Source organism: Ramlibacter sp. P4_H7, from assembly GCF_056400765.1.
The window spans coordinates 140408-158863 of the sequence record NZ_JBFUKP010000012.1 but is presented as its reverse complement, the minus strand read 5'-3'; the positions used below and the strand labels follow the sequence as shown (position 1 = coordinate 158863).

General features: G+C 68.9%; 21 protein-coding genes. 5 read left to right on the top strand and 16 right to left on the bottom strand.

The annotated features are described in order from the left end of the window. Both ku and AC1DSA_RS17335 read right to left on the bottom strand, forming a co-directional pair. On the bottom strand, positions 1–898 hold an 898-nt coding region (gene ku, locus AC1DSA_RS17340), incomplete at its 3' end, for a non-homologous end joining protein Ku (protein WP_477891395.1). Positions 899–1170: 272 nt separating this feature from the next. Further along, the gene (locus AC1DSA_RS17335; RefSeq protein ID WP_477891393.1) at positions 1171–1407 is read right to left on the bottom strand and encodes a KGG domain-containing protein; all 237 of its coding nucleotides are present in this window, start codon (positions 1405–1407) and stop codon (positions 1171–1173) included. 206 nt (positions 1408–1613) lie between these two features. Between AC1DSA_RS17335 and AC1DSA_RS17330 the strand changes: the two genes are divergently transcribed. Beyond that, a complete protein-coding gene (locus AC1DSA_RS17330; protein ID WP_477891391.1) occupies positions 1614–3065 on the top strand; it encodes a sensor histidine kinase in 1452 nt (483 codons plus the stop codon). A gap of 16 nt (positions 3066–3081) precedes the next feature. On the opposite strand, the gene AC1DSA_RS17325 is transcribed toward AC1DSA_RS17330, so the two are convergent. The 7 genes from AC1DSA_RS17325 to pcp form a co-directional block, all read right to left on the bottom strand. Next, entirely contained in the window at positions 3082–3675 is a 594-nt protein-coding gene (locus AC1DSA_RS17325; RefSeq protein WP_477891389.1) for a response regulator transcription factor, read from the bottom strand. 77 nt (positions 3676–3752) lie between these two features. Then, positions 3753–5042, bottom strand: coding sequence for a tryptophan--tRNA ligase (locus AC1DSA_RS17320; protein ID WP_477891387.1), 1290 nt, complete (start codon positions 5040–5042; stop codon positions 3753–3755). Between the two features lie 4 nt (positions 5043–5046). Continuing rightward, positions 5047–5715, bottom strand: coding sequence for a site-2 protease family protein (locus tag AC1DSA_RS17315; protein WP_477891385.1), 669 nt, complete (start codon positions 5713–5715; stop codon positions 5047–5049). A gap of 22 nt (positions 5716–5737) precedes the next feature. Further along, the gene (locus AC1DSA_RS17310; protein ID WP_477891383.1) at positions 5738–6373 is read right to left on the bottom strand and encodes an L-threonylcarbamoyladenylate synthase; all 636 of its coding nucleotides are present in this window, start codon (positions 6371–6373) and stop codon (positions 5738–5740) included. Between the two features lie 3 nt (positions 6374–6376). Further along, the gene (locus AC1DSA_RS17305) at positions 6377–7279 is read right to left on the bottom strand and encodes a DMT family transporter (RefSeq protein ID WP_477891381.1); all 903 of its coding nucleotides are present in this window, start codon (positions 7277–7279) and stop codon (positions 6377–6379) included. Then, positions 7276–8127 carry a 3',5'-nucleoside bisphosphate phosphatase gene (locus AC1DSA_RS17300; RefSeq protein ID WP_477891379.1) on the bottom strand — a complete coding sequence of 284 codons (852 nt, stop codon included), beginning with the start codon at positions 8125–8127 and terminating at the stop codon, positions 7276–7278. Before AC1DSA_RS17300 ends, AC1DSA_RS17305 begins: the two co-directional genes overlap by 4 nt. Before the next feature lie 43 nt (positions 8128–8170). Further along, on the bottom strand, positions 8171–8803 hold the full coding sequence (gene pcp, locus AC1DSA_RS17295; protein WP_477891377.1) for a pyroglutamyl-peptidase I: 633 nt from the start codon (positions 8801–8803) through the stop codon (positions 8171–8173). A gap of 63 nt (positions 8804–8866) precedes the next feature. Here pcp and ypfJ point away from each other — a divergent pair, with 63 nt between their 5' ends. Next, complete coding sequence (gene ypfJ / locus AC1DSA_RS17290) at positions 8867–9736, top strand: KPN_02809 family neutral zinc metallopeptidase (protein ID WP_477891375.1); 870 nt, start codon at positions 8867–8869, stop codon at positions 9734–9736. 87 nt (positions 9737–9823) lie between these two features. Beyond that, the gene (locus AC1DSA_RS17285) at positions 9824–11257 is read left to right on the top strand and encodes a DEAD/DEAH box helicase (RefSeq protein ID WP_477891373.1); all 1434 of its coding nucleotides are present in this window, start codon (positions 9824–9826) and stop codon (positions 11255–11257) included. Between the two features lie 3 nt (positions 11258–11260). Here the strand turns inward: AC1DSA_RS17285 and AC1DSA_RS17280 are convergent, their stop codons facing one another. Further along, a complete protein-coding gene (locus tag AC1DSA_RS17280) occupies positions 11261–12094 on the bottom strand; it encodes a symmetrical bis(5'-nucleosyl)-tetraphosphatase (protein WP_477891371.1) in 834 nt (277 codons plus the stop codon). A 1-nt stretch (position 12095) separates the two neighbouring features. Beyond that, positions 12096–13046, bottom strand: coding sequence for a DUF2971 domain-containing protein (locus AC1DSA_RS17275; RefSeq protein WP_477891369.1), 951 nt, complete (start codon positions 13044–13046; stop codon positions 12096–12098). 42 nt (positions 13047–13088) lie between these two features. On the opposite strand from AC1DSA_RS17275, the gene AC1DSA_RS17270 reads away from it, so the two are divergent. Next, positions 13089–14393 (top strand): hemolysin family protein, encoded by a 1305-nt coding sequence (locus AC1DSA_RS17270; RefSeq protein WP_477891367.1) that lies wholly within the window; start codon positions 13089–13091, stop codon positions 14391–14393. 5 nt (positions 14394–14398) lie between these two features. Here AC1DSA_RS17270 and AC1DSA_RS17265 read toward each other — a convergent pair whose 3' ends face one another. The 5 genes from AC1DSA_RS17265 to hppD all read right to left on the bottom strand — a co-directional run bounded on the left by AC1DSA_RS17265 (position 14399) and on the right by hppD (position 17579). Next, on the bottom strand, positions 14399–14740 hold the full coding sequence (locus AC1DSA_RS17265; protein ID WP_477891366.1) for a hypothetical protein: 342 nt from the start codon (positions 14738–14740) through the stop codon (positions 14399–14401). Positions 14741–14809: 69 nt separating this feature from the next. Then, entirely contained in the window at positions 14810–15211 is a 402-nt protein-coding gene (crcB, locus tag AC1DSA_RS17260; protein ID WP_477891364.1) for a fluoride efflux transporter CrcB, read from the bottom strand. Next, positions 15208–15891 (bottom strand): response regulator transcription factor, encoded by a 684-nt coding sequence (locus AC1DSA_RS17255; RefSeq protein ID WP_477891362.1) that lies wholly within the window; start codon positions 15889–15891, stop codon positions 15208–15210. The genes crcB and AC1DSA_RS17255 overlap by 4 nt, the downstream gene beginning before the upstream one ends. Before the next feature lie 88 nt (positions 15892–15979). Further along, the gene (locus AC1DSA_RS17250) at positions 15980–16288 is read right to left on the bottom strand and encodes a hypothetical protein (RefSeq protein WP_477891360.1); all 309 of its coding nucleotides are present in this window, start codon (positions 16286–16288) and stop codon (positions 15980–15982) included. Between the two features lie 178 nt (positions 16289–16466). Continuing rightward, positions 16467–17579, bottom strand: a complete 1113-nt coding sequence (gene hppD / locus AC1DSA_RS17245; protein WP_477891358.1) for a 4-hydroxyphenylpyruvate dioxygenase — start codon at positions 17577–17579, stop codon at positions 16467–16469. Positions 17580–17814: 235 nt separating this feature from the next. On the opposite strand from hppD, the gene AC1DSA_RS17240 reads away from it, so the two are divergent. Beyond that, positions 17815–18432, top strand: coding sequence for a YitT family protein (locus AC1DSA_RS17240; protein WP_477891356.1), 618 nt, complete (start codon positions 17815–17817; stop codon positions 18430–18432). The last annotated feature ends 24 nt before the right edge of the window (positions 18433–18456 follow it).

Genomic DNA, 18456 nt, shown 5'->3' with positions numbered 1-18456 from the left:
CCGGCGGGTGCGTGCCACGTCCGGCGCCGGAGCGGGACCCGGCGCGTCGATCGCCCGCCGCGGACGGCGCGGGGGCCCTGGAGCCGCCCTTGAGGCTGCGGCGCAGCAGTTCCGTCAGGTCGATGACGTCTGCGCCTTGCGGCTCGGGCGACTCCTCGAGCGGCTCCACGGTCGCTGTGTCGCCGGCCTTGGCCTTCCTTTCCACCAGCTTCATGATGGCGTCGTGGAAGTTGTCGCGGAATTCCGTGGCGCTCCAGCGGCCGCCCATGTCCTCGATGAGGGTCCTGGCCATCCTGAGTTCGGCCTCCTTGAGGCCCGCCTTGCCACTCGCGGGCAGCGGCAGGTCGTCCCACGCGCGGATCTCCCCGCCCCAGCGCAGCAGGTTGAGCACCAGGGCCGGCCCGCAGGGCAGGACCACCGCGAGGTGCTGCTTGGCGTGGATGACGACCCGGGCGAGGCCCGCCTTGCCGGTCTCCCGGAGCGCCTCGCGCAGCAGCGCGTAGACCTTCTCGCCCTTGTTGACCGGGGCGGTGTAGTAGGGCTTTTCCAGGTACACGAAAGGCACCTCGTCGACGTCGACGAAAGCCTCGATCTCGATGGTCTGGGTCGTGCGCGGATAGGCCTCGGCGATTTCCTCGGCGGACAGCACGACGTAGTTGCCCTTGCCGTGGGCGATGCCCTTGACGATGTCGTCGCTGGCGATCTCCCGGCCCGTGCGCTTGTTGATGCGCTTGTAGCCCACCGGGTCCAGGGTCCGCCGGTCCAGCCAGTCGAAGTCGGCGTCGCTTTCCTCCGTCGCGGAGTACAGGCCGATCGGGATGTGCACCAGCCCGAAGGTGATCGCGCCTTTCCACAGCGCGCGCGTCGATGTCCTGGCCATGCCCTTCGTGTCTGCCATGGGGTCCTGGGAGATGTTCCAGGCAGTGTGCGAAGCGGTGCACGGCCGTCCTGTCGGACGCTCCCCGCCTGTGCTGTAGGCCCCCGTCGATACAGCGGAGCCGGGGTGGCCGGGCCGTGGCGCGGTCCTGGCCGGAAGGATGGTGCGCAGTGCGCCGCCCGAGGGGCGGAGGCGGGCAGGCGTTTCAAAATGCAAAACGGCCGCCGTGGGCAGCCGTTCGCGGGTGGGGCGCCCGGTTCGCCCGGGCGGTTCAGGGCCGTGGCCCTGCAGGCTCAGCTGGCGCGCGGGGCGTCGGAGCTGCCGCTGGCGCGGGCGTGGCGCTTCTTGCCGGCGGCGCGGGCTTCCTCGCTCGTGAACTCGTGGGCGTGGCCGCTCTGGTGGGCGGCGCGGCCGCCCAGGCTGGCGATCTCGCGCTGGCGCTGCGGGTCCATTGCAGCAAAACCGCGCAGGGACTTCTTGGGAGAGGAGGGCTTGACGTTGTCGGTGTCGTGGGCGGTTTGGGAATCCATGGGGTCCTCGTCTAGGTTGGTCTGCGAACAGAGGGGCAGGCGCCCGGTGTTCAGGGGTGCGCTGCCATCTGAGGGGCGTCAGGTCAACGCAACGGCAGAGTCTGTGCGGTTTGCATGAGGTGGTTTGTAGGACGATGCCCATAGCTGTGTCGGCGGTCTCCTTCCCGCGCGCGCGATGCACCGGAAGCGTGTTCTAGACTCGCTGCATGACAACGGAGACATTCGCGGGCGCCGCGCCGTCCGCGGAGGCGCGCTGGGTGGAGGGAGAACTCGTTCGCAGCTTCATGCGGACGCAAAAGCACACCCAGTGGCTGGGGCTCCTGCTCGCCGGCGTGATCGCGGCCGTCCTGTGGGGCGACGTCCCACCCGGGTTGATGGCGGCGTGGATCGCCGCCGGCCTGGCGGTCGCCGGGGCACGCATGCGCATCCTGCATCGCTACCAGCAGCAGGTGCAGCCGTTCGGAACGGACGAACACCTGGCCTTCTTCCGGCGCCATCGCCTGGTCTGGGTGTCCAGCGCCATGGTCTGGGGGCTTGCCACGCTGCTGTACTTCGACCGGTCCTCGCTGGCGGACCAGTTCGTCTGCTGGCTGGCGATGGCGGGGGTGGGGATGTTCTCCATGAACAGCTTCTCCAGCCAGCTCGGGACGATGCGCGCCTACCTGGACACCCTGGCCGCCACGGCGCTGGCCGTCGTGGCGTGGCGCATGGGGGTGGAGCTGCGCCTGCAGGGGCCGGCCTACCACTGGTGGCTGGTGCTGATGCTGCTGTTGTTCTGGCAGCTGCTGCGGCAGGCGGGGCAACGGCTGCACCAGACCCACCGCCGCAACTTCGAACTGCAGTTCCGCAACGCGCAGCTGATCGAGTCGCTGACGCGGCAGACGCAGGCGGCGCTGGATGCGGTGGAAATCAAGAACCGTTTCCTCGCGAGCGCGGCGCACGACATCCGCCAGCCGGTGCACGCGCTGGGCCTGTACGCGGACTGGCTCGGCACGGAACCCGAACTGGTGCACGAACTGGTGCCCAAGATCGTGGAGTCCACCCGGGCGGTCAACCAGCTGTTCGACTCGCTGTTCGACCTGGCACGGCTGGACGGCGGCAAGGTGCGGCTGAACATCGAGCGCGTGGACGTCGCCAAGCTGCTGCGTGACCTGGAAGTGCAGTACCGCCCCCTGTGCCAGTCCAAGGGGCTGGAGTTCCGCCTGCACGTGCGTCCCGGCACGGCGGTGTCGGACCCGATCCTGCTGCAGCGGATCGTGGGCAACCTGATCTCCAACGCGGTGCGGTACACGCAAAAGGGCGGCATCCTGGTGGCCTCCCGGGACACCCGCGACGGACTGCGCCTGGAGATCTGGGACACCGGCGTGGGCATCGCGCCGGTGCACCACCACGAGATCTTCCGGGAGTTCTACAAGGTGCCGACGCACGCCGGCACCGCCGACGGCTTCGGGCTGGGCCTGTACATCGTGGCCCGGCTGACGCACATCCTGGGCCATCCGCTCACGCTGAAGTCGCGGGTCGGCCGCGGCACCGTGTTTCGCCTCACGCTCCAGCCCACGGATGCCCGTGCGGCCAGCGAGCGCGCCCTGGCCTCCGTTGCGCAGATGCTGCCCGGGCGGACCGCCGCAGTCGGCGCGTCCGGCGGGCAGGGAAGCTAATTCCCGAAGGCGAGCGTCAGTTGCCCAGCAGGCCGTGCATGCGGGCGTAGTGGATGGTCTGCGTGCGGCTCTTCACGCCGAGCCGGCGGAACAGCCGCCACAGGTGGACCTTCACCGTGTGCTCGCTGATGCCCAGTTCGTCCGCGATCTCGCGGTTGGACAATCCCCGATCGAGCATCACGATCAGCTGCTTCTGGCGCTTCGACAGCTTGTTGTCGGTGGCCGCGAGTTCCTCGAACTGGCCATCGGCGGTCATGAGCGCGCGCAGCGCATTGCCGATCTCCTGGCCGCCGGACGACTTCTCGATGTAGATGTCGGCGCCCGCCTCGATGCACGTTTCCTCTGCATCCGCGGCAGGCGAGGCGGACAGCACCGCCAGCGGCGTTTCCGGAAAGCGCTTCTTCAGATCCTGCACGCCGGAGGCCCCCGTGGTGTCCGGCAGCTTGAGATCGAGCGTGATCAGGTCGGGTGTTCCATGCTGCTGCACGGCGGCGTTGACGGCGCCGATGCGATCGAGTTCCACGACGTTGGCACCGGGACGGATGCGGCGGAGGAGCATCACGACGGCTTCACGCATCAGCGGATGGTCGTCGATGACGTACAGATTCATGGTTTTGGACAAGACTTCTTCCAAGGAAATGAGCTGGAAGCATACCGTTTCACCATGAGGCAGTCTGTGCTAACTCCTTAGTTTTCCGTGTCAGCCAATTCGCGAAGAGCTTGCACCACCTGTTGGGCGGCAATCCCTTCTGCCAACTGGCCTTGTCCGGCGGGAAGGGCTTTTTCCGCCTTCATGGCGGCCACGCACTGTCCCGCTTCGCGCGGAGAAGCGAAGCCCTTGCTCTGAACCAGCAAGCGCCCCTGCGCGTCGACGAACTTGAAGTAGAACAAACCGTCGGCTTCGCGGTATTGCTTGAAGCTCGGAATGCTCGTTTTCCTGTCCTTCTTCGCAGCGATCGCGACGGTCGCGAGGTTGCGCAGGCCGACGGCATCGCGCAGGGCGCGCAGCAACGGAGTGGCGCGCGCGCGCGCCTTGGCGGCGCCCGCCTGCAGCACGGACTCGAGTTCCTGCGGATGGCTCACCAGGTGCTCGTAGCGCGCGCGCATGGGGGCGATCTCGCTGTCGATGCGCTCGAACAGCATCTGCTTGGCGTCGGCCCAGGAAATTCCCGCGGCATAGAGCTGGCGCAGCTTCTGCGTTTCCTCGGCGGAGGCGAAGGCCTGGTAGATCTGGAACAGCGCGGAGCCTTCCACGTCCTTGGGCTCGCCGGGCGCGCGCGAGTCGGTGATGATCGCGAAGATCGACTTCCGCACCTGCTCGCGCGGCGCGAACAGGCCGATCACGTTGTCGTAGCTCTTGCTCATCTTGCGGCCGTCGAGGCCGGGCAGCAGCGCCACCGATTCATCGACCTGCGCCTCGGGCAGCACGAGGTGCTCGCCATAGAGGTGGTTGAAGCTCTGCGCCATGTCGCGCGCCATCTCGATGTGCTGGATCTGGTCGCGTCCCACCGGGATCCGGTGCGCCTTGAACATCAGGATGTCGGCGGCCATCAGCACCGGGTACATGAACAGGCCCATCGTCACTTCGGCATCGACGTCGAGTCCGGCCGCCGTGTTCTTGTCGACCTGCGCCTTGTATGCATGCGCGCGATTGAGCACGCCCTTGCCGGTGACGCACGTGAGCAGCCAGGTCAGCTCGGTGATCTCGGGGATGTCGGACTGCCGGTAGAAGAACACCTGCTGCGGATCGAGGCCGGCGGCCAGCCAGCATGCGGCGATCTCCAGCGTCGAGCGCTGGATGCGCGCGGGCTCGTCGCACTTGATCAGCGCGTGGTAGTCGGCGAGGAAGTAGAAGTTCTCGGTGCCGGTGCGGCGGCTGGCCTGGACGGCGGGCCGGATCGCCCCGACGTAGTTGCCCAGGTGCGGCGTGCCGGTGGTGGTGATGCCGGTGAGATAGCGGACGACAGGAGCGCTCATGCTTTCAGGTCAGCAGGAATTTCAGGGGGGACAGCAGCACGCCCAGCGCGCGATAGCCGAAGCCGATCAGCGGGCTGAGCCACATCGAGCTGACGATCCCGGCGATGACGAGGCCCATGACGATGAAGAAGCCATAGGGCTCGATGCGCGAGAACGCATAGGCCTGGCGCGCGGGCAGGAGGCCCATCACCACGCGGCCGCCATCGAGGGGCGGCAGCGGAAACAGGTTGAAGGCCCACATCACCAGGTTCACCAGCACGCCCGCCCGCGCCATCTCGAGGAAAAAGCGTTCGTCCAGGCCGCCGGCGGCCAGCAGCGTGTACGTCACCGCCCACACGATGGCCTGGGCGAAATTGGAGGCGGGCCCCGCGAGCGCGACCCACACCATGTCGCGCTTGGGTCGGCGCAGGTGGCCGAAGTTCACCGGCACCGGCTTCGCGTAGCCGAACAGGAACGCGCCCGAGGTGGCGAAGTACAGCATCAGCGGCATCAGGATGGTGCCGACCGGGTCGATGTGCTTCAGCGGGTTGAGGGTGACGCGGCCCATCATGTAGGCGGTGTCGTCCCCGAAATAGCGTGCGACGTACCCGTGGGCCGCCTCATGGATGGTGATCGCGAAGAGCACCGGCAGCGCGTAGATCAGGACCGTCTGGATCAGGTTGTTGAATTCCACCCGGCCATTGTCTCAGACCGTTTCACAACCCGAGCAGCGAAGCGTCGCCGCGGCCCTGCCGCACCAGCACCGCGTCGCCGCCGGTCCCCATGGGCGTGAGGTCCACCACCGTGGTGGGCTGGTCGCGGCAGGGCCCGGCGCCGATGACGGCATCCAGCAGCTTCTGGAAGCGCTCGCGGATCAGGTCCGGGTCGTTCAGCGGCTCGGTTTCGTTGGGACCGATCAGCGTGGTGGAAAGCAGCGGCCCGCCGTGCAGTTCCAGCAGCTGCTGCAGCACCACGTGGTCCGGCACGCGCAGGCCGATGGTCTTGCGCTGCGGGTGGCTCACGCGCCGCGGCACCTCGCGCGTGGCGTCCAGGATGAAGGTGAAGGGCCCGGGCGTCACCGACTTGAGCAGACGGTACTGCTTGTTGTCGACGCGCGCGTAGTTCGCCACCTCGCTGAGGTCGCGGCACAGCAGCGTCAGGTGGTATTTCTCGTCGACCCGGCGGATCTGGCGCAGGCGATCGGCCGCCGCCTTGTCGTCCAGGTGGCAGGCGATCGCGTAGCTGGAATCGGTCGGCACGGCGACCACGCCGCCGCCATCGATGATGGCCACGGCCTGCTTCAGCAGGCGCGGCTGCGGGTTGTCCGGATGCAGTTCGAAGTACTGGGCCATGGTTCAGGCGGCCAGGCGCCGCTCGCGCACCGTCAACCAGGCCCCCGCGGCGCCGCACACCGCGATCATCACGATGCCCACGAGCGAGAGGTGGTCCGGGACATGCGAGAACACGAACAGGCCGCCCAGCATCGCGAAGCCGATCTGGCTGTAGAGGTACGGCGTGAGCGTCGCCGCCGGGGCGCGATAGTACGCCAGGATCAGCATGAAGTGGCCCACCGTCGCGGTGAGGCCCATGAAGCCGAGGCCGGCCCATAGCCAGGGATCGGGCAAGGCGGTCCAGACGAAGGGCAGCGCCAGCGAGGACAGCAGCGTGCCGGTCCAGCCCGTGTAGAGGTGCATGGTGACGGGATCCTCGGTGCGCGCCAGCTTGCTGGTGAGCACCTGGAACCATGAGTTGCTGGCCACCAGCGCGATCGGCAGCAGGCTGGTCCAGCCGAAGCTGCTGCCGCCAGGCCGGATGATGATCAGCGTGCCGGCGAAGCCGCCGGCCACCAGCAGCCAGCGCAGGAGCGAGACCTGTTCCTTCAGCAGGGTGGCGGCCAGCAGCGTGATCACCAGGGGCGTGATCATCACGATGGCGGTGAACTCGCCCACCGGCATGTAGCGCAGGCTCAGGAAGGCCAGCAGCGAGCTGGTGAGCAGCAGCAGCCCGCGCAGCAGCTGCCACGGCAGGTGGTGCGTGCGCCAGATGGCCCAGCCCCGCTGGGGCAGCACGATCGCGGTGGTGGCCACGGCCTGGAACATGTAGCGGAACCACAGCGCCATCAGCAGCGGCACCGAGGCGCTGACGTACTTGGTGGTGGTGTCCAGGGCCGCGAAGCAGGCGCTGGCGGCGACCACCAGCGCGATGCCCGCCAGGGCGTGCGGCTTGCGAAGCGGCAGGGCCGCCGTACCGCCGCTCACCGGATCCGGTCGGCCAGCAGTTCCCAGACGGGAGTGAGTTCTCCCGGCAGGTAGGGCAGCCGGCCCAGGTCGGTGTGGCTTTCGTCGGGGCTGTGGAAATCGCTGCCGCGCGAGGCCGCCAGGCCGAACTCGCGCGCCGTCTCGGCATACCGCACGTATTCCGCCGCGGTGTGGCTGCCGGTGACCACCTCCACCGCGCGCCCGCCGTGCGCCTTGAACTCGGTGAACAGGGCGTATTCCTCGTTGGCGGTGAACTTGTAGCGCGCCGGGTGCGCGATCACCGCCATGCCGCCGGCGTCGGTGATCCATTGCACGGCGTGCTTCAGCGAAGCCCAGCGGTGCGGCACGTAGCCCGGCTTGCCTTCGGTGAGGTAACGGCGGAACACCTCGTTGGTGTCCTTGCACACGCCGGTTTCCACCAGGAAACGCGCGAAGTGCGTGCGCGAGATCAGTTCCGGGTTGCCGACGTACTTGACCGCGCCCTCGTAGGCGTCCTGGATGCCGACCTGCGCGAGGCCCGCGGCGATCTCCCTCGCCCGCTGCTCGCGGCCGCCGCGCGTCTCCTCGAGGCCGCGCTTCATCTGCGGATCGTCAGGATCGAAGCCCAGCCCGACGATGTGCACCGTCTCGTCCGCGAAGGTGACGGAGATCTCCGTCCCCGTCAGGTAGTGCATGCCGTGCGCGTGCGCGGCTTCCGCGGCGCGATGCTGCCCGCCGATTTCGTCGTGGTCGGTCAGCGCCCAGAGCTCGACGCCGTTGGCGGCAGCGCGCGCCGCCAGCACCTCGGGTTCGAGCGTGCCGTCGGACACCACGGAGTGGCAGTGGAGATCGGCATTGAGGATGGACACGCCCCGATTCTAGGCGGGGGGGTGCGCGCGCGCTCGCGCAGGGTCAATTGAGCGCGCCGGCTTCCTTGCGGATGTCGTGGTGCGTGGACAGGGCGCACGCGATCGCGATCTCCAGTCCGCGCACGATCTCGTCCAGGCGCATGGAGGGCTGGCCTTGCTCGGGCAGCCAGGGCACGTGGACGAGGCCGCCGCGCACGCCCTCCCAGGCGGGCTGCGCCAGCAGGTGCATCAGTCCGTAGAAGGTCTGGTTGCACACGAAAGTACCCGCGGTCTGCGACACCTCCGCGCGCACGCCCGCGTCGATCAGCCTTTGCAGCATCGCCTTGATGGGCAGGCTGGTGAAATAGGCGGCCGGTCCGCCCGCGACGATCGGCAGGTCGATCGGCCTGGCCCCGACGTTGTCGGGGATGCGCGCGTCGTTCACGTTGATCGCGACCCGCTCCAGCGAGATCGCCGGGCGGCCGCCGGCCTGCCCGGTGCAGATCACCAGGCGGGGCCGGTGCTCTTCCATCAGGGCCTGCAGGCGCTTCAGCGAAGCGCCGAAGACGGTGGGAATCTCCCCTCCCACCACCCGGTGGCCGGCGATCTCGCGGCCGTTGAGGGCATGGATGGCATCCCAGCTCGGGTTGACGGCGCTCCCGCCGAAGGGGTCGAAGCCGGTCACCAAAACGGACATCGGACTACGCACGGCCGGGTTGGGAACGGATAGCATGCTTTCACTCTACAGCAGGAGAACGACATGCGGTGGGAAGGCAACCGGGAATCATCCAACGTCGAAGACGCGCGCTCGGGTGGTGGCGGCGGCTTCGGCATCGGCGGCGGCACAATCGGCATCGGCACGATCGTGATCGCGCTGATCGGCGGGGCGGTGCTCGGCGTGAATCCGCTCACGCTCCTGGGCATCCTCACCGGCGGCGGCGGCGCGCCCGTCACGCAGCAGGCGCCGGCGCACGCACCGCCGGCGAACGACCAGGCCGCGAAGTTCGTCTCCACCGTGCTGGCCGACACCGAAGACGTGTGGACCGACCTGTTCAAGCAGGGCGGCGCCACCTACCACGCGCCGAAGCTGGTGCTGTTCCGCGGCTCGGTGCGCACCGCCTGCGGCGCCGGCCAGGCCGCCATGGGGCCGTTCTACTGCCCGTCGGACCAGAAGGTCTACATCGACCTGAGCTTCTACGAGACCATGAAGAACCGGCTCGGCGCACCGGGCGACTTCGCGCAGGCCTATGTGATCGCGCACGAGGTCGGCCACCACGTGCAGCAGGAACTGGGCATCACCGAGCAGGTGGATCGAGCCCGGGCGCGCGCCTCGCAAGCCCAGGGCAACGCCATGAGCGTGCGGGTCGAACTGCAGGCCGATTGTTTCGCCGGCGTCTGGGCCAACCACGCCCAGAAGGCGCGCAACATCCTGGAGCAGGGCGACATCGAGGAAGCCATGAACGCCGCCCAGAAGATCGGCGACGACGCGCTGCAGGCCAACGCCGGCCGCGCGGTGGTGCCGGAGAGCTTCACCCACGGCTCCAGCGCGCAGCGCCAGCGCTGGTTCATGGCGGGTCTGCAGGGCGGCACCGTGAAGTCCTGCGACACCTTCAACACCCGCAACCTCTAGCCCGTCCAGGGGGCCGCCCAAGGCCGAGCCAGGATTCCTGACTCGGCTTTGGACCATTTTTTGCGGCAGTGCGACAATATGCGGTTGATGCCTGAATCCGCCTTCTCCCACCTTTCGCTCGCCGAGCCCCTGGCCCGGGCCGTGGCTGACATGGGCTACGAGTCCATGACGCCCATCCAGGCGCAAGCCATTCCCGTGGTGCTCGCCGGGCGCGACGTCATGGGGGCCGCCCAGACCGGCACCGGCAAGACGGCCGCCTTCTCCCTGCCGCTGCTGCAGCGGCTGCTGAAGCACGAAAACGCGTCCACCTCGCCGGCGCGGCACCCGGTGCGCGCGCTCGTGCTGCTGCCCACCCGCGAACTCGCGGACCAGGTGGCCCAGCAGATCAAGCTCTATGCCAAGCACACCAACCTGCGCAGCACGGTGGTGTTCGGCGGCATGGACATGAAGCCGCAGACCGCGGAGCTCAAGCGCGGTGTCGAGGTCCTGGTGGCCACGCCGGGGCGGCTGCTGGATCACATCGAGGCGAAGAACGCGGTCCTGAACCAGGTCGAGTACGTGGTGCTGGACGAGGCGGACCGCATGCTGGACATCGGCTTCCTGCCCGACCTGCAGCGCATCCTGTCGTACCTGCCCAAGCAGCGCACGACGCTGCTGTTCTCGGCGACCTTCTCCCCCGAGATCAAGCGCCTGGCCAACAGCTACCTGCAGGAGCCGGTGACCATCGAGGTGTCGCGGCCCAACACGACCGCGTCCACCGTCGAACAGCATTTCTACAGCGTGACGGACGACGACAAGCGCCGGGCCGTTCGCCAGATCGTGCGCCAGCGCGGCATCAACCAGGCTTTCGTGTTCGTCAACAGCAAGCTGGGCTGCGCCAGGCTGGCCCGTTCGCTGGAGCGCGAGGGTCTCAACACCACGGCGCTGCACGGCGACAAGAGCCAGGACGAGCGCCTGAAGGCGCTGGACGCCTTCAAGAAGGGCGAGGTCGACCTGCTGGTGGCCACCGACGTGGCGGCCCGCGGCCTGGACATCAAGGACGTGCCGGCGGTGTTCAACTTCGACGTGCCGTTCAATGCCGAGGACTACATCCACCGGATCGGACGCACCGGCCGGGCCGGCGCATCGGGTCTCGCCGTGACGCTGGTGTCGCCCAGCGACACGCGCCTGATGGCGGACCTGGAAAAACTGCTGAAGCGCAAGATCGAGATCGAGCCGCTGGAGTTCGACGACGAGCGCCCCCGCGGCCGCATCAACGACGGCCGCCGCGCCTGGCGCGAGCAGGGCGACGAGGACGATCGCCCCGTGCGCTCGGACGACCGCCCGGCGCGCTTCGACGACCGCCGTCGCGATTCGCGTCCGGCGCCCGCCTCGAAGGATCCCTTCTTCGACCAGCCCTACGAGGCCTCCCCGCGCGAGCAGGCGCCGGCCTGGGACGGCAACAAGCCGGCCAGCACGCGCATCTCGGCCAACATCAAGCCCAAGCGCAAGGTCGCCGCGCTGTTCAAGTCCGAGCAGTAGGCCTCATTCGCGGCCGGGAGCCTGCGCCTGCTCGCAGGGCTCCTGGACCAGTTCATGGCGTCCATCTTCGGCGAGCTTCAGCGCGCTGAGGCAGCCTCCCCACACGCATCCGGTGTCCAGCGCGATCAGGTCGGCTCGGCGCAGGTAGCCCAGCGTGGACCAGTGGCCGAAGGCGATGGGGATGCCGGCGGTCCGCCGTCCCGGCACGTCGAACCAGGGCAGCATCCCCGGCGGCGCCTGGTCGATGCCGCCCGATGCCTTGTGGTCCATCACGCCCTGCGGCGTGCAAAAGCGCAGCCGCGTCAGGGCATTGACGATCACCCGCAGCCGGTCCGCGCCGGCCAGGCCGTCCTCCCAGTGGTCCGGGTGGTTGCCCCACATGTGCGCCAGGAAGCCGTCCGGAGACGGTCCGCGCAGCACCGCTTCCACTTCCGCGCCCAGCGCGAGAACCTGCTGGTCATCCCATTGCGGCAACACGCCGCCGTGCACCATCAGGATGCCGTGCGCCTGCAACGCCATGGAACGGTGGCGCAGCCAGTCCAGCATCGCCTCGCGATCCGGCGCCTGCAGGATGTCGTCCATGGTGTCGTTGCGATGCGGCGCCCGGTGGCCGTGGGCCACGGCCAGCAGGCTCAGGTCGTGGTTGCCCAGGAGGCAGCGGGCCGCGTCGCCGTACGCCATCAGGCGGCGCAGCACGGCGGCCGACGACGGGCCGCGGTTCACGAGGTCGCCCAGCAGGTAGAGCGTGTCGCGGCTGGCCGAGAAACCGATCTTCGCGAGCAGGCGTCCCAGCGGTGCGTCGCAGCCCTGCAGGTCGCCGATGAGGTAGTGCGCCATGTCAGCGCTGCGAGCGGTAAGGCGTGCTCGAACGCGTGACGCTGTCCGCCCAGGACGGCTGGTACAGCTCCAGCATGCGGGCCACCGAGCGCAGCGCCAGCGGCGTCGCCAGCACCGGACCGAGGATGATCCGCCGCACCATCTGCTCCAGCCGCGGTCCCTGCTCGCCGCGGCCCAGCGCTTCGGTGGTGAAGCGCAGGCGCGGCTCGATGCCGCGCGGGCCGATGGCATAGTGCAGCTGCTGCTGGAACAGGCCTTCGCGGTCGTTCTCGCGCAGGTACACGATGCGCCACTCGCGCTCCTCGTGGAAGCCGCGGTGCTTGGTGAACAGGGCGAACAGCTTGATGCGCTCGAACAGCGCATCGGCGGCCGGCTTCATGTCCGCCTCGCTGCAGCCCAGGCGCTGCAGGGTGATCGCGAACCGCTGCAGCTTCTCCTCCATCCACGCCTCGCTCGCCTCGTACGACAGGTACTGCACCTGGCGCACCAGCAGCGGCGAGCGGGCCGCCAGCAGCGGGCCCATGTCGAACACGATGGCCACGCCGTTGCCGTCGCCGCCGTAACCGCGCCACATCGACAGCAGCCCGTCGTCGCCGATCTCGTCGTCGTGCTCGGAACAGCTGAACACGTACACGTCGAAGGCGGAGTCGCTGTCGAAGGTGGTGTAGAGGTCGTCGAACGCGTCGAGCAGCGCGTTGTAGTGCGCCGGCGCGCAGGCTTCGCGCAGTCCCGCGTGGCTGCGCACCGCATGCAGCCCCAGGTTCATGCCATAGCGCAGCTCGTCCACGTCGTTCATGTACAGCGGGTTGGAAAACCAGATCTCGCCGGTCTGCGCGATGCGCTCCAGGGTGGAGATGGAGGTGTAGTGGGCCAGCAGCGGCAGGGCTCCCTGGGTGGGCTCGCGCTGCATGTCGGACCAGAGGACGCGGTCCAGGTTGTCTTCGAGCGGCATGCGTTGCAGTAAAGTGCGGTGCTTGCGATTCTGTCCCGATTCATGGATTTCCTGCTGATCGCGCTGCTGACGCTGCTCAACGGCCTGTTCGCCATGTCCGAAATGGCGCTGGCCTCGACCCGGCGGGCGCGGCTGGCGGCGATGGCCGAGGCCGGCGACGGCGGCGCCGAGGCCGCGCTCCGGCTGCTGGAACAGCCCACGCAGTTCCTCTCGACGGTGCAGGTGGGCATCACCTCCATCGGCGTCATCAACGGCATCATCGGCGAGGCAGCCTTCAGCGACGGCCTGGCGGCCTGGCTGCGCACGGTGGGCGTGCCGCCCCGCTTTTCCGCGGTGACCGCGACGGCGATCGTCGTGGCGATCATCACGTACATCACGATCATCTTCGGCGAGCTGGTGCCCAAGCGCATCGGCCAGATCTATCCGGAGCAGATCGCGCGCTGGGTCTCGCGGCCCATGCGCTGGCTGTCGCGCGCGGCCGGTCCCTTCGTCAAGCTGCTGTCCGCGTCCACCCAGGCGATCCTGAAGCTGCTGGCCATCGACACCCGCGCCCGCATGATGACCGAGGAAGAGATCGCCCACAGCCTGGAAGAAGGGGTCGAGGCCGGCGTGATCGAGCAGCACGAGCACCAGATGGTGCGCAACGTGTTCCACCTGGACGACCGGCCGCTGACCTCCATGATGGTGCCGCGCACCGAAGTGCAGTGGCTCGACGGGGCCACCAGCGTGCGCGAGGCGCTGAAGAAGGCCGGCGAGGGCGAGGCGCACTCCTGGTATCCCGTGGCCCGCGGATCGATGGATGACGTGCTGGGCGTCATCAGCGTGTCGCGCCTGATCTCGCTGGGCCCCGCGCACGACGGCCCGATCGAACCGCACGTGGTGCCCGCGCCCTTCGTTCCGGAGACGCTCTCCGGCATGGAGCTGCTGGAGCAGTTCCGCATCCAGTCCGCGCGGCTGGTGTTCGTGGTCGACGAATACGGCGTGGTGCAGGGGCTGCTGACGCCGCACGACCTGCTGGAGGCGATCACGGGCGAACTGCAGCCGGCCGAAGACACCGAGGCCTGGGCTACGCAGCGCGAGGACGGCTCCTGGCTGCTCGATGGACTGATGCCGGTCTCCGAGTTGAAGGCGCGGCTGGACATCCGCGAGCTGCCGGAGGAGGACAAGGGCCGCTACAACACGCTGGCGGGGCTGCTGATGGCGGTGTCGGGTCGCTTGCCGGCGCCCGGCGAGCGCATCGACTGCGGCGAATGGGTGTTCGAGGTGGTGGACCTGGACGGCCGGCGCATCGACAAGGTGCTGGCCGAGGCCGTTCCCGAGCCGGCCGACGCGGCAGCCGGCGACTGAGCGCCTCAGAGGGTCGCGGCGCCCTCGGCGGCGAAGCTCGCGGGGTCGATCACCTCGACGGCGCCATCGCGCACCAGCTGCGCCAGCAGGCGGTCCAGGCGGCGCGGCGCAATGCCGCCGCGTTCCACCAGCCAGCGGCGGCTGACCGGCTGGCTGCTCATCACCGACAGCATGCGGTAGATCTCGGCGGTGCGGCCAGCCTCGGGCAGGTCGGGCCAGGACTTCATCCGGAAGATCGGGTCCCCGCTGAAGCGGCGTGGGGGCATGGCGGACCGGGCGGCCGCAAAGGTGCTGGCGGGAACCACTCGCTTGGCACCGAACAGCAGGCGCAGCGACTTCTTGAGCATGCCGACAGTGTGCGCCACGGATGAGCAGGCCGCGCTAGGAGAAAGGGCCGGCGCGGCTAGCTGCTTTCCTTACCCCGCCTGCGACAAGGCGCGGAACGTGGCGATGCCGAGCGCGGTGAGCAGCAGCGAGCCGCTCAGGTGGGCGATGCCCACCAACAAGGCCCAGGCAATGCGGCCGCCTTCCAGGTGCGCGACCACCTCGGCGGAAAAGGTGGAGAAGGTCGTGAGTCCGCCCAGCAGGCCCGTGACGACGAACAGGCGCCACTGCGGCGACAATTCCGGGTGGTGGCCCAGCCAAGCGACGGCGATGCCCACGGCGTAACCGCCGATCAGGTTGGCCGCCAGCGTGCCCAGGGGCAGCGCCGGCAGGATCGGGTTCAGCCGAACCGCCAGCATCCAGCGCAGCACTGCGCCGAGCGAGGCGCCGGCGCTGATGGCCGCCACCGACAGCAGCGTGGCCGTGCCGTTCAAGCCTCTTTGTCCCCCGCGACGCGGTAGCCGACGCCCCGCACCGTCTCGATGAAGTTCTCGCCCAGCTTACGGCGCAGATGGTGCACGTGCACTTCCACCGCGCCGCCGTCGCCGACCCGGTTGCCGGTGCGGGCCTGGATGTCCGCGCGGGTCAGGGTCTTGGGCCGGTCCTCCAGCAGCGCCAGCGCCACGGCGAATTCCTGTTCCGTCAGCTCGACGGTCACGCCGGCGCGCTGCACGAAGCGGCTGTTGGGGTCCAGCACGAGGTCGCGGTAGCACATCTGGCCGGCCGCAAGGGTGGTGCGCCGGCGCAGCAGCGCGCGCATCACCGCGCCGACTTCTTCCAGGTGCACCGGCTTGATGACGTAGCCGTCGGCGCCGAGGTCGAGAGCGGTCAGGCGCGAGCGCAGCTGCGAACGCGCCGAGATCACCAGCACCGGCGTCTTGGGGTCGGGCAACTCGTTGGCGCTGGAGCGGCGGATCTTCTGCAGCAGGTCGGTGCCTTCGCCGTCCGGCAGGCTCAGGTCCAGCAGCAGGAAGTCGTAGGGGCGGCCGCGCAGGGCCTGCCAGGCGCTCTCGAGGTGGTCGCAGCTGTCGACATCCCACTGCTGGCGGCGCACGAGGCCGGCCAGTGCGGCGACGGTGGTGGGGTCATCCTCGACGATCAGGACACGGGTCATGCTCATCCCTGGGTAATGCCCAGAGGATAGTGCATGACGCTTGCGCCATGCGGTCGCGCAAGCGGCAGAGGCCGCACGCGCGCCGATCTCAGGCGGACAGTTCGGGCTTCAGTTCGCGCGCCGGGATGATGCCCTGGTCGCCGTCCTCGTACACGAGGTAGGCGGCGTTGCCCATCATGCGCCAGCAGGCCTGGTAGCGCTGGCCCTGGAATACGGCGGAAGCATGGTGGAACTGGGCCGCCATGCCCGGTTCGAGGCGGCTGAGGACGAGCTCGCTCTTGCAGGCTTCCTCGGACAGCCGGACGGAGTCGTCGCCCTGGCGGGCGATCAGGTCCTGGGCGAACGAGGGCGCCACGGCGAAGGCGGTGAGGGCGGCACAGAACACGGCGGCTTTCATCACGAATCTCCAGCGGATGAGCGCAACTGCAGGTTCGGGATGAGCACTGAAGGTCTGCGCTGTGGAGCCATCGTGGGGGCGCGGCCGGCCGAGCCCTGTAGGACGGGCGGCGCGGCCACCGTCCGCCAAGTCCCAGAGGCAAGCGCGGCGGCACGGAAGCCCAGCCGCCGCGCGCCTCTTACGTCGGGTCGACCGCCAGCGCGCCGCGCCGGATCTGGTCGCGCTCCAGCGATTCGAACAGGGCCTTGAAGTTGCCCTCGCCGAAGCCGTCGTCCCCCTCGCGCTGGATGAATTCGAAGAACACCGGTCCCAGCAGCGTTTCCGAAAAGATCTGCAGCAGCAGCCGGCGCTGGCCGCCGGACCCGGAGGGCGCGCCACCGGCGGGGTCGGTCGTCGACCCGTCGAGCAGGATGCCGCGCGCCTGCAGTTCCGCTACGGGCTGGCCGTGGCCCCGCAGGCGCTCTTCCAGCATCTCGTAGTAGACGTCGTTGGGCGCGGTCATCAGCGGGATGCCGGCCATCTGCAGTTCGTCCACCGTGCGCAGCAGGTCGTCGGTGAGCAGGGCGACGTGCTGGATGCCCTCGCCGCTGAACTTCATCAGGAATTCCTCGATCTGGCCCGAGCCGCGCGAGGACTCCTCGTTCAGCGGGATGCGGATCTTGCCGTCGGGGGCGGTCATCGCCTTCGAGGTGAGCCCCGTGTATTCGCCCTGGATGTCGAAGTAGCGGATCTCGCGGAAGTTGAACAGCTTCTCGTAGAACGCCGCCCAGTGCGCCATGCGGCCGCGGTAGACGTTGTGCGTCAGGTGGTCCAGCACCTTCAGGCCGACGCCGCGCGGATGCCGGTTCACGCCCGGCAGGAATTCGAAGTCGATGTCGTAGATCGACTTGCCGTCCTCGAAGCGGTCGATCAGGTACAGCGGCGCGCCGCCGATGCCCTTGATCGCTGGCAGCCTCAGCTCCATCGGCCCCGTGGGGATCTCGATCGGCTGCGCGCCCAGTTCCAGCGCGCGGTTGTACGCCTTGTGGGCGTCCTTCACGCGGAACGCCAGGCCGCAGGCGGACGGCCCGTGTTCGGCCGCGAAGTAGTGCGCCTCGCTGCGCGGTTCGCGATTGACGATGAAGTTGATGTCGCCCTGCCGGTACAGCAGGACGTCCTTGGAACGGTGGCGGGCCACCAGGGAGAAGCCCATCTTCCCGAACAGCGATTCCAGCTGGTTCGGGACGGGGGAAGCGAACTCGACGAACTCGAACCCCATGAGTCCCATGGGGTTGTCGAACAGATCAGCCATGCAAAGCTCCTGCGCGGGGAAAGGGAAGACGACCGGGAGAAGGCGCCGGGACGGCGCCGCGGCTGGGTCAGGCAGGAGGCGCACCGGGGATGCCCCGCACGCTGCGCGCGAGGTGGTCGCCGATGAAGAGTGCGAAGCACATGGGGCGCATTGTCCCCGCTGGGCGAGGAACCGGCAAGCAATCCCCTGACGTGGGTCAATGCCGTTGGCGCGGCGCTGCGTATGCTGCCCTGCCATGGCAGTTGCCTCGCTTTCCCCGCCGCGCAGCTCCCTGCAGGACGACCTGCAGGGGCTGGCCACCGGCACGCTGTTCGCCGCCTTCGGCGTGTTCCTGATGCAGAACGCCGGCCTGGTGCCGGGGGGCACCGTGGGCATCGCGCTGCTGCTGCATTACGCCAGCGGGGTGGACGTCGGCGCGGCGCTGTTCCTGGTCAACCTGCCGTTCTACGTGCTCGCCTGGCTGCGCCTGGGCAAGGCGTTCACGCTGCGCACGGCGCTGGCCGTGAGCGTGCTGTCGCTGCTCTCGTGGTGGCTGCCGAAGGCGATCACGCTGCAGCAGATCGACGGCGTGCTGGCCGCGGTGCTGGGCGGCCTGCTGTGCGGCTCCGGCATGCTGTTCCTGTTCCGGCACGGCGCCAGCCTGGGTGGCCTCAACGTGCTGGTGCTGCGGCTGCACGATCGCTTCGGCTGGTCCACCGGCAAGGTGCAGATGGCCCTCGACGCGCTGATCGTGATCGCCGGCGCCGTGTGGATCGGCGACCTGCGGCGGCTCGCGCTGTCGGTGCTCGCGGTCGCGGCCGTCAACCTGGTGCTGGTCTACAACCACCGCAAGGGACGCTACCACCCGGCGTGAGGGCAGCCACGGCTTCGCGGTTAG

Coding starts and splice junctions, on each gene's coding strand:
- AC1DSA_RS17335 (WP_477891393.1), bottom strand. CDS start 1,407: ATGGATTCCCAAACCGCCCACGACACCGACAACGTCAAGCCCTCCTCT.
- AC1DSA_RS17330 (WP_477891391.1), top strand. CDS start 1,614: ATGACAACGGAGACATTCGCGGGCGCCGCGCCGTCCGCGGAGGCGCGC.
- AC1DSA_RS17325 (WP_477891389.1), bottom strand. CDS start 3,675: ATGAATCTGTACGTCATCGACGACCATCCGCTGATGCGTGAAGCCGTC.
- AC1DSA_RS17320 (WP_477891387.1), bottom strand. CDS start 5,042: ATGAGCGCTCCTGTCGTCCGCTATCTCACCGGCATCACCACCACCGGC.
- AC1DSA_RS17310 (WP_477891383.1), bottom strand. CDS start 6,373: ATGGCCCAGTACTTCGAACTGCATCCGGACAACCCGCAGCCGCGCCTG.
- pcp (WP_477891377.1), bottom strand. CDS start 8,803: ATGTCCGTTTTGGTGACCGGCTTCGACCCCTTCGGCGGGAGCGCCGTC.
- ypfJ (WP_477891375.1), top strand. CDS start 8,867: ATGCGGTGGGAAGGCAACCGGGAATCATCCAACGTCGAAGACGCGCGC.
- AC1DSA_RS17285 (WP_477891373.1), top strand. CDS start 9,824: ATGCCTGAATCCGCCTTCTCCCACCTTTCGCTCGCCGAGCCCCTGGCC.
- AC1DSA_RS17280 (WP_477891371.1), bottom strand. CDS start 12,094: ATGGCGCACTACCTCATCGGCGACCTGCAGGGCTGCGACGCACCGCTG.
- AC1DSA_RS17275 (WP_477891369.1), bottom strand. CDS start 13,046: ATGCCGCTCGAAGACAACCTGGACCGCGTCCTCTGGTCCGACATGCAG.
- AC1DSA_RS17270 (WP_477891367.1), top strand. CDS start 13,089: ATGGATTTCCTGCTGATCGCGCTGCTGACGCTGCTCAACGGCCTGTTC.
- AC1DSA_RS17265 (WP_477891366.1), bottom strand. CDS start 14,740: ATGCTCAAGAAGTCGCTGCGCCTGCTGTTCGGTGCCAAGCGAGTGGTT.
- AC1DSA_RS17255 (WP_477891362.1), bottom strand. CDS start 15,891: ATGACCCGTGTCCTGATCGTCGAGGATGACCCCACCACCGTCGCCGCA.
- AC1DSA_RS17250 (WP_477891360.1), bottom strand. CDS start 16,288: ATGAAAGCCGCCGTGTTCTGTGCCGCCCTCACCGCCTTCGCCGTGGCG.
- hppD (WP_477891358.1), bottom strand. CDS start 17,579: ATGGCTGATCTGTTCGACAACCCCATGGGACTCATGGGGTTCGAGTTC.
- AC1DSA_RS17240 (WP_477891356.1), top strand. CDS start 17,815: ATGGCAGTTGCCTCGCTTTCCCCGCCGCGCAGCTCCCTGCAGGACGAC.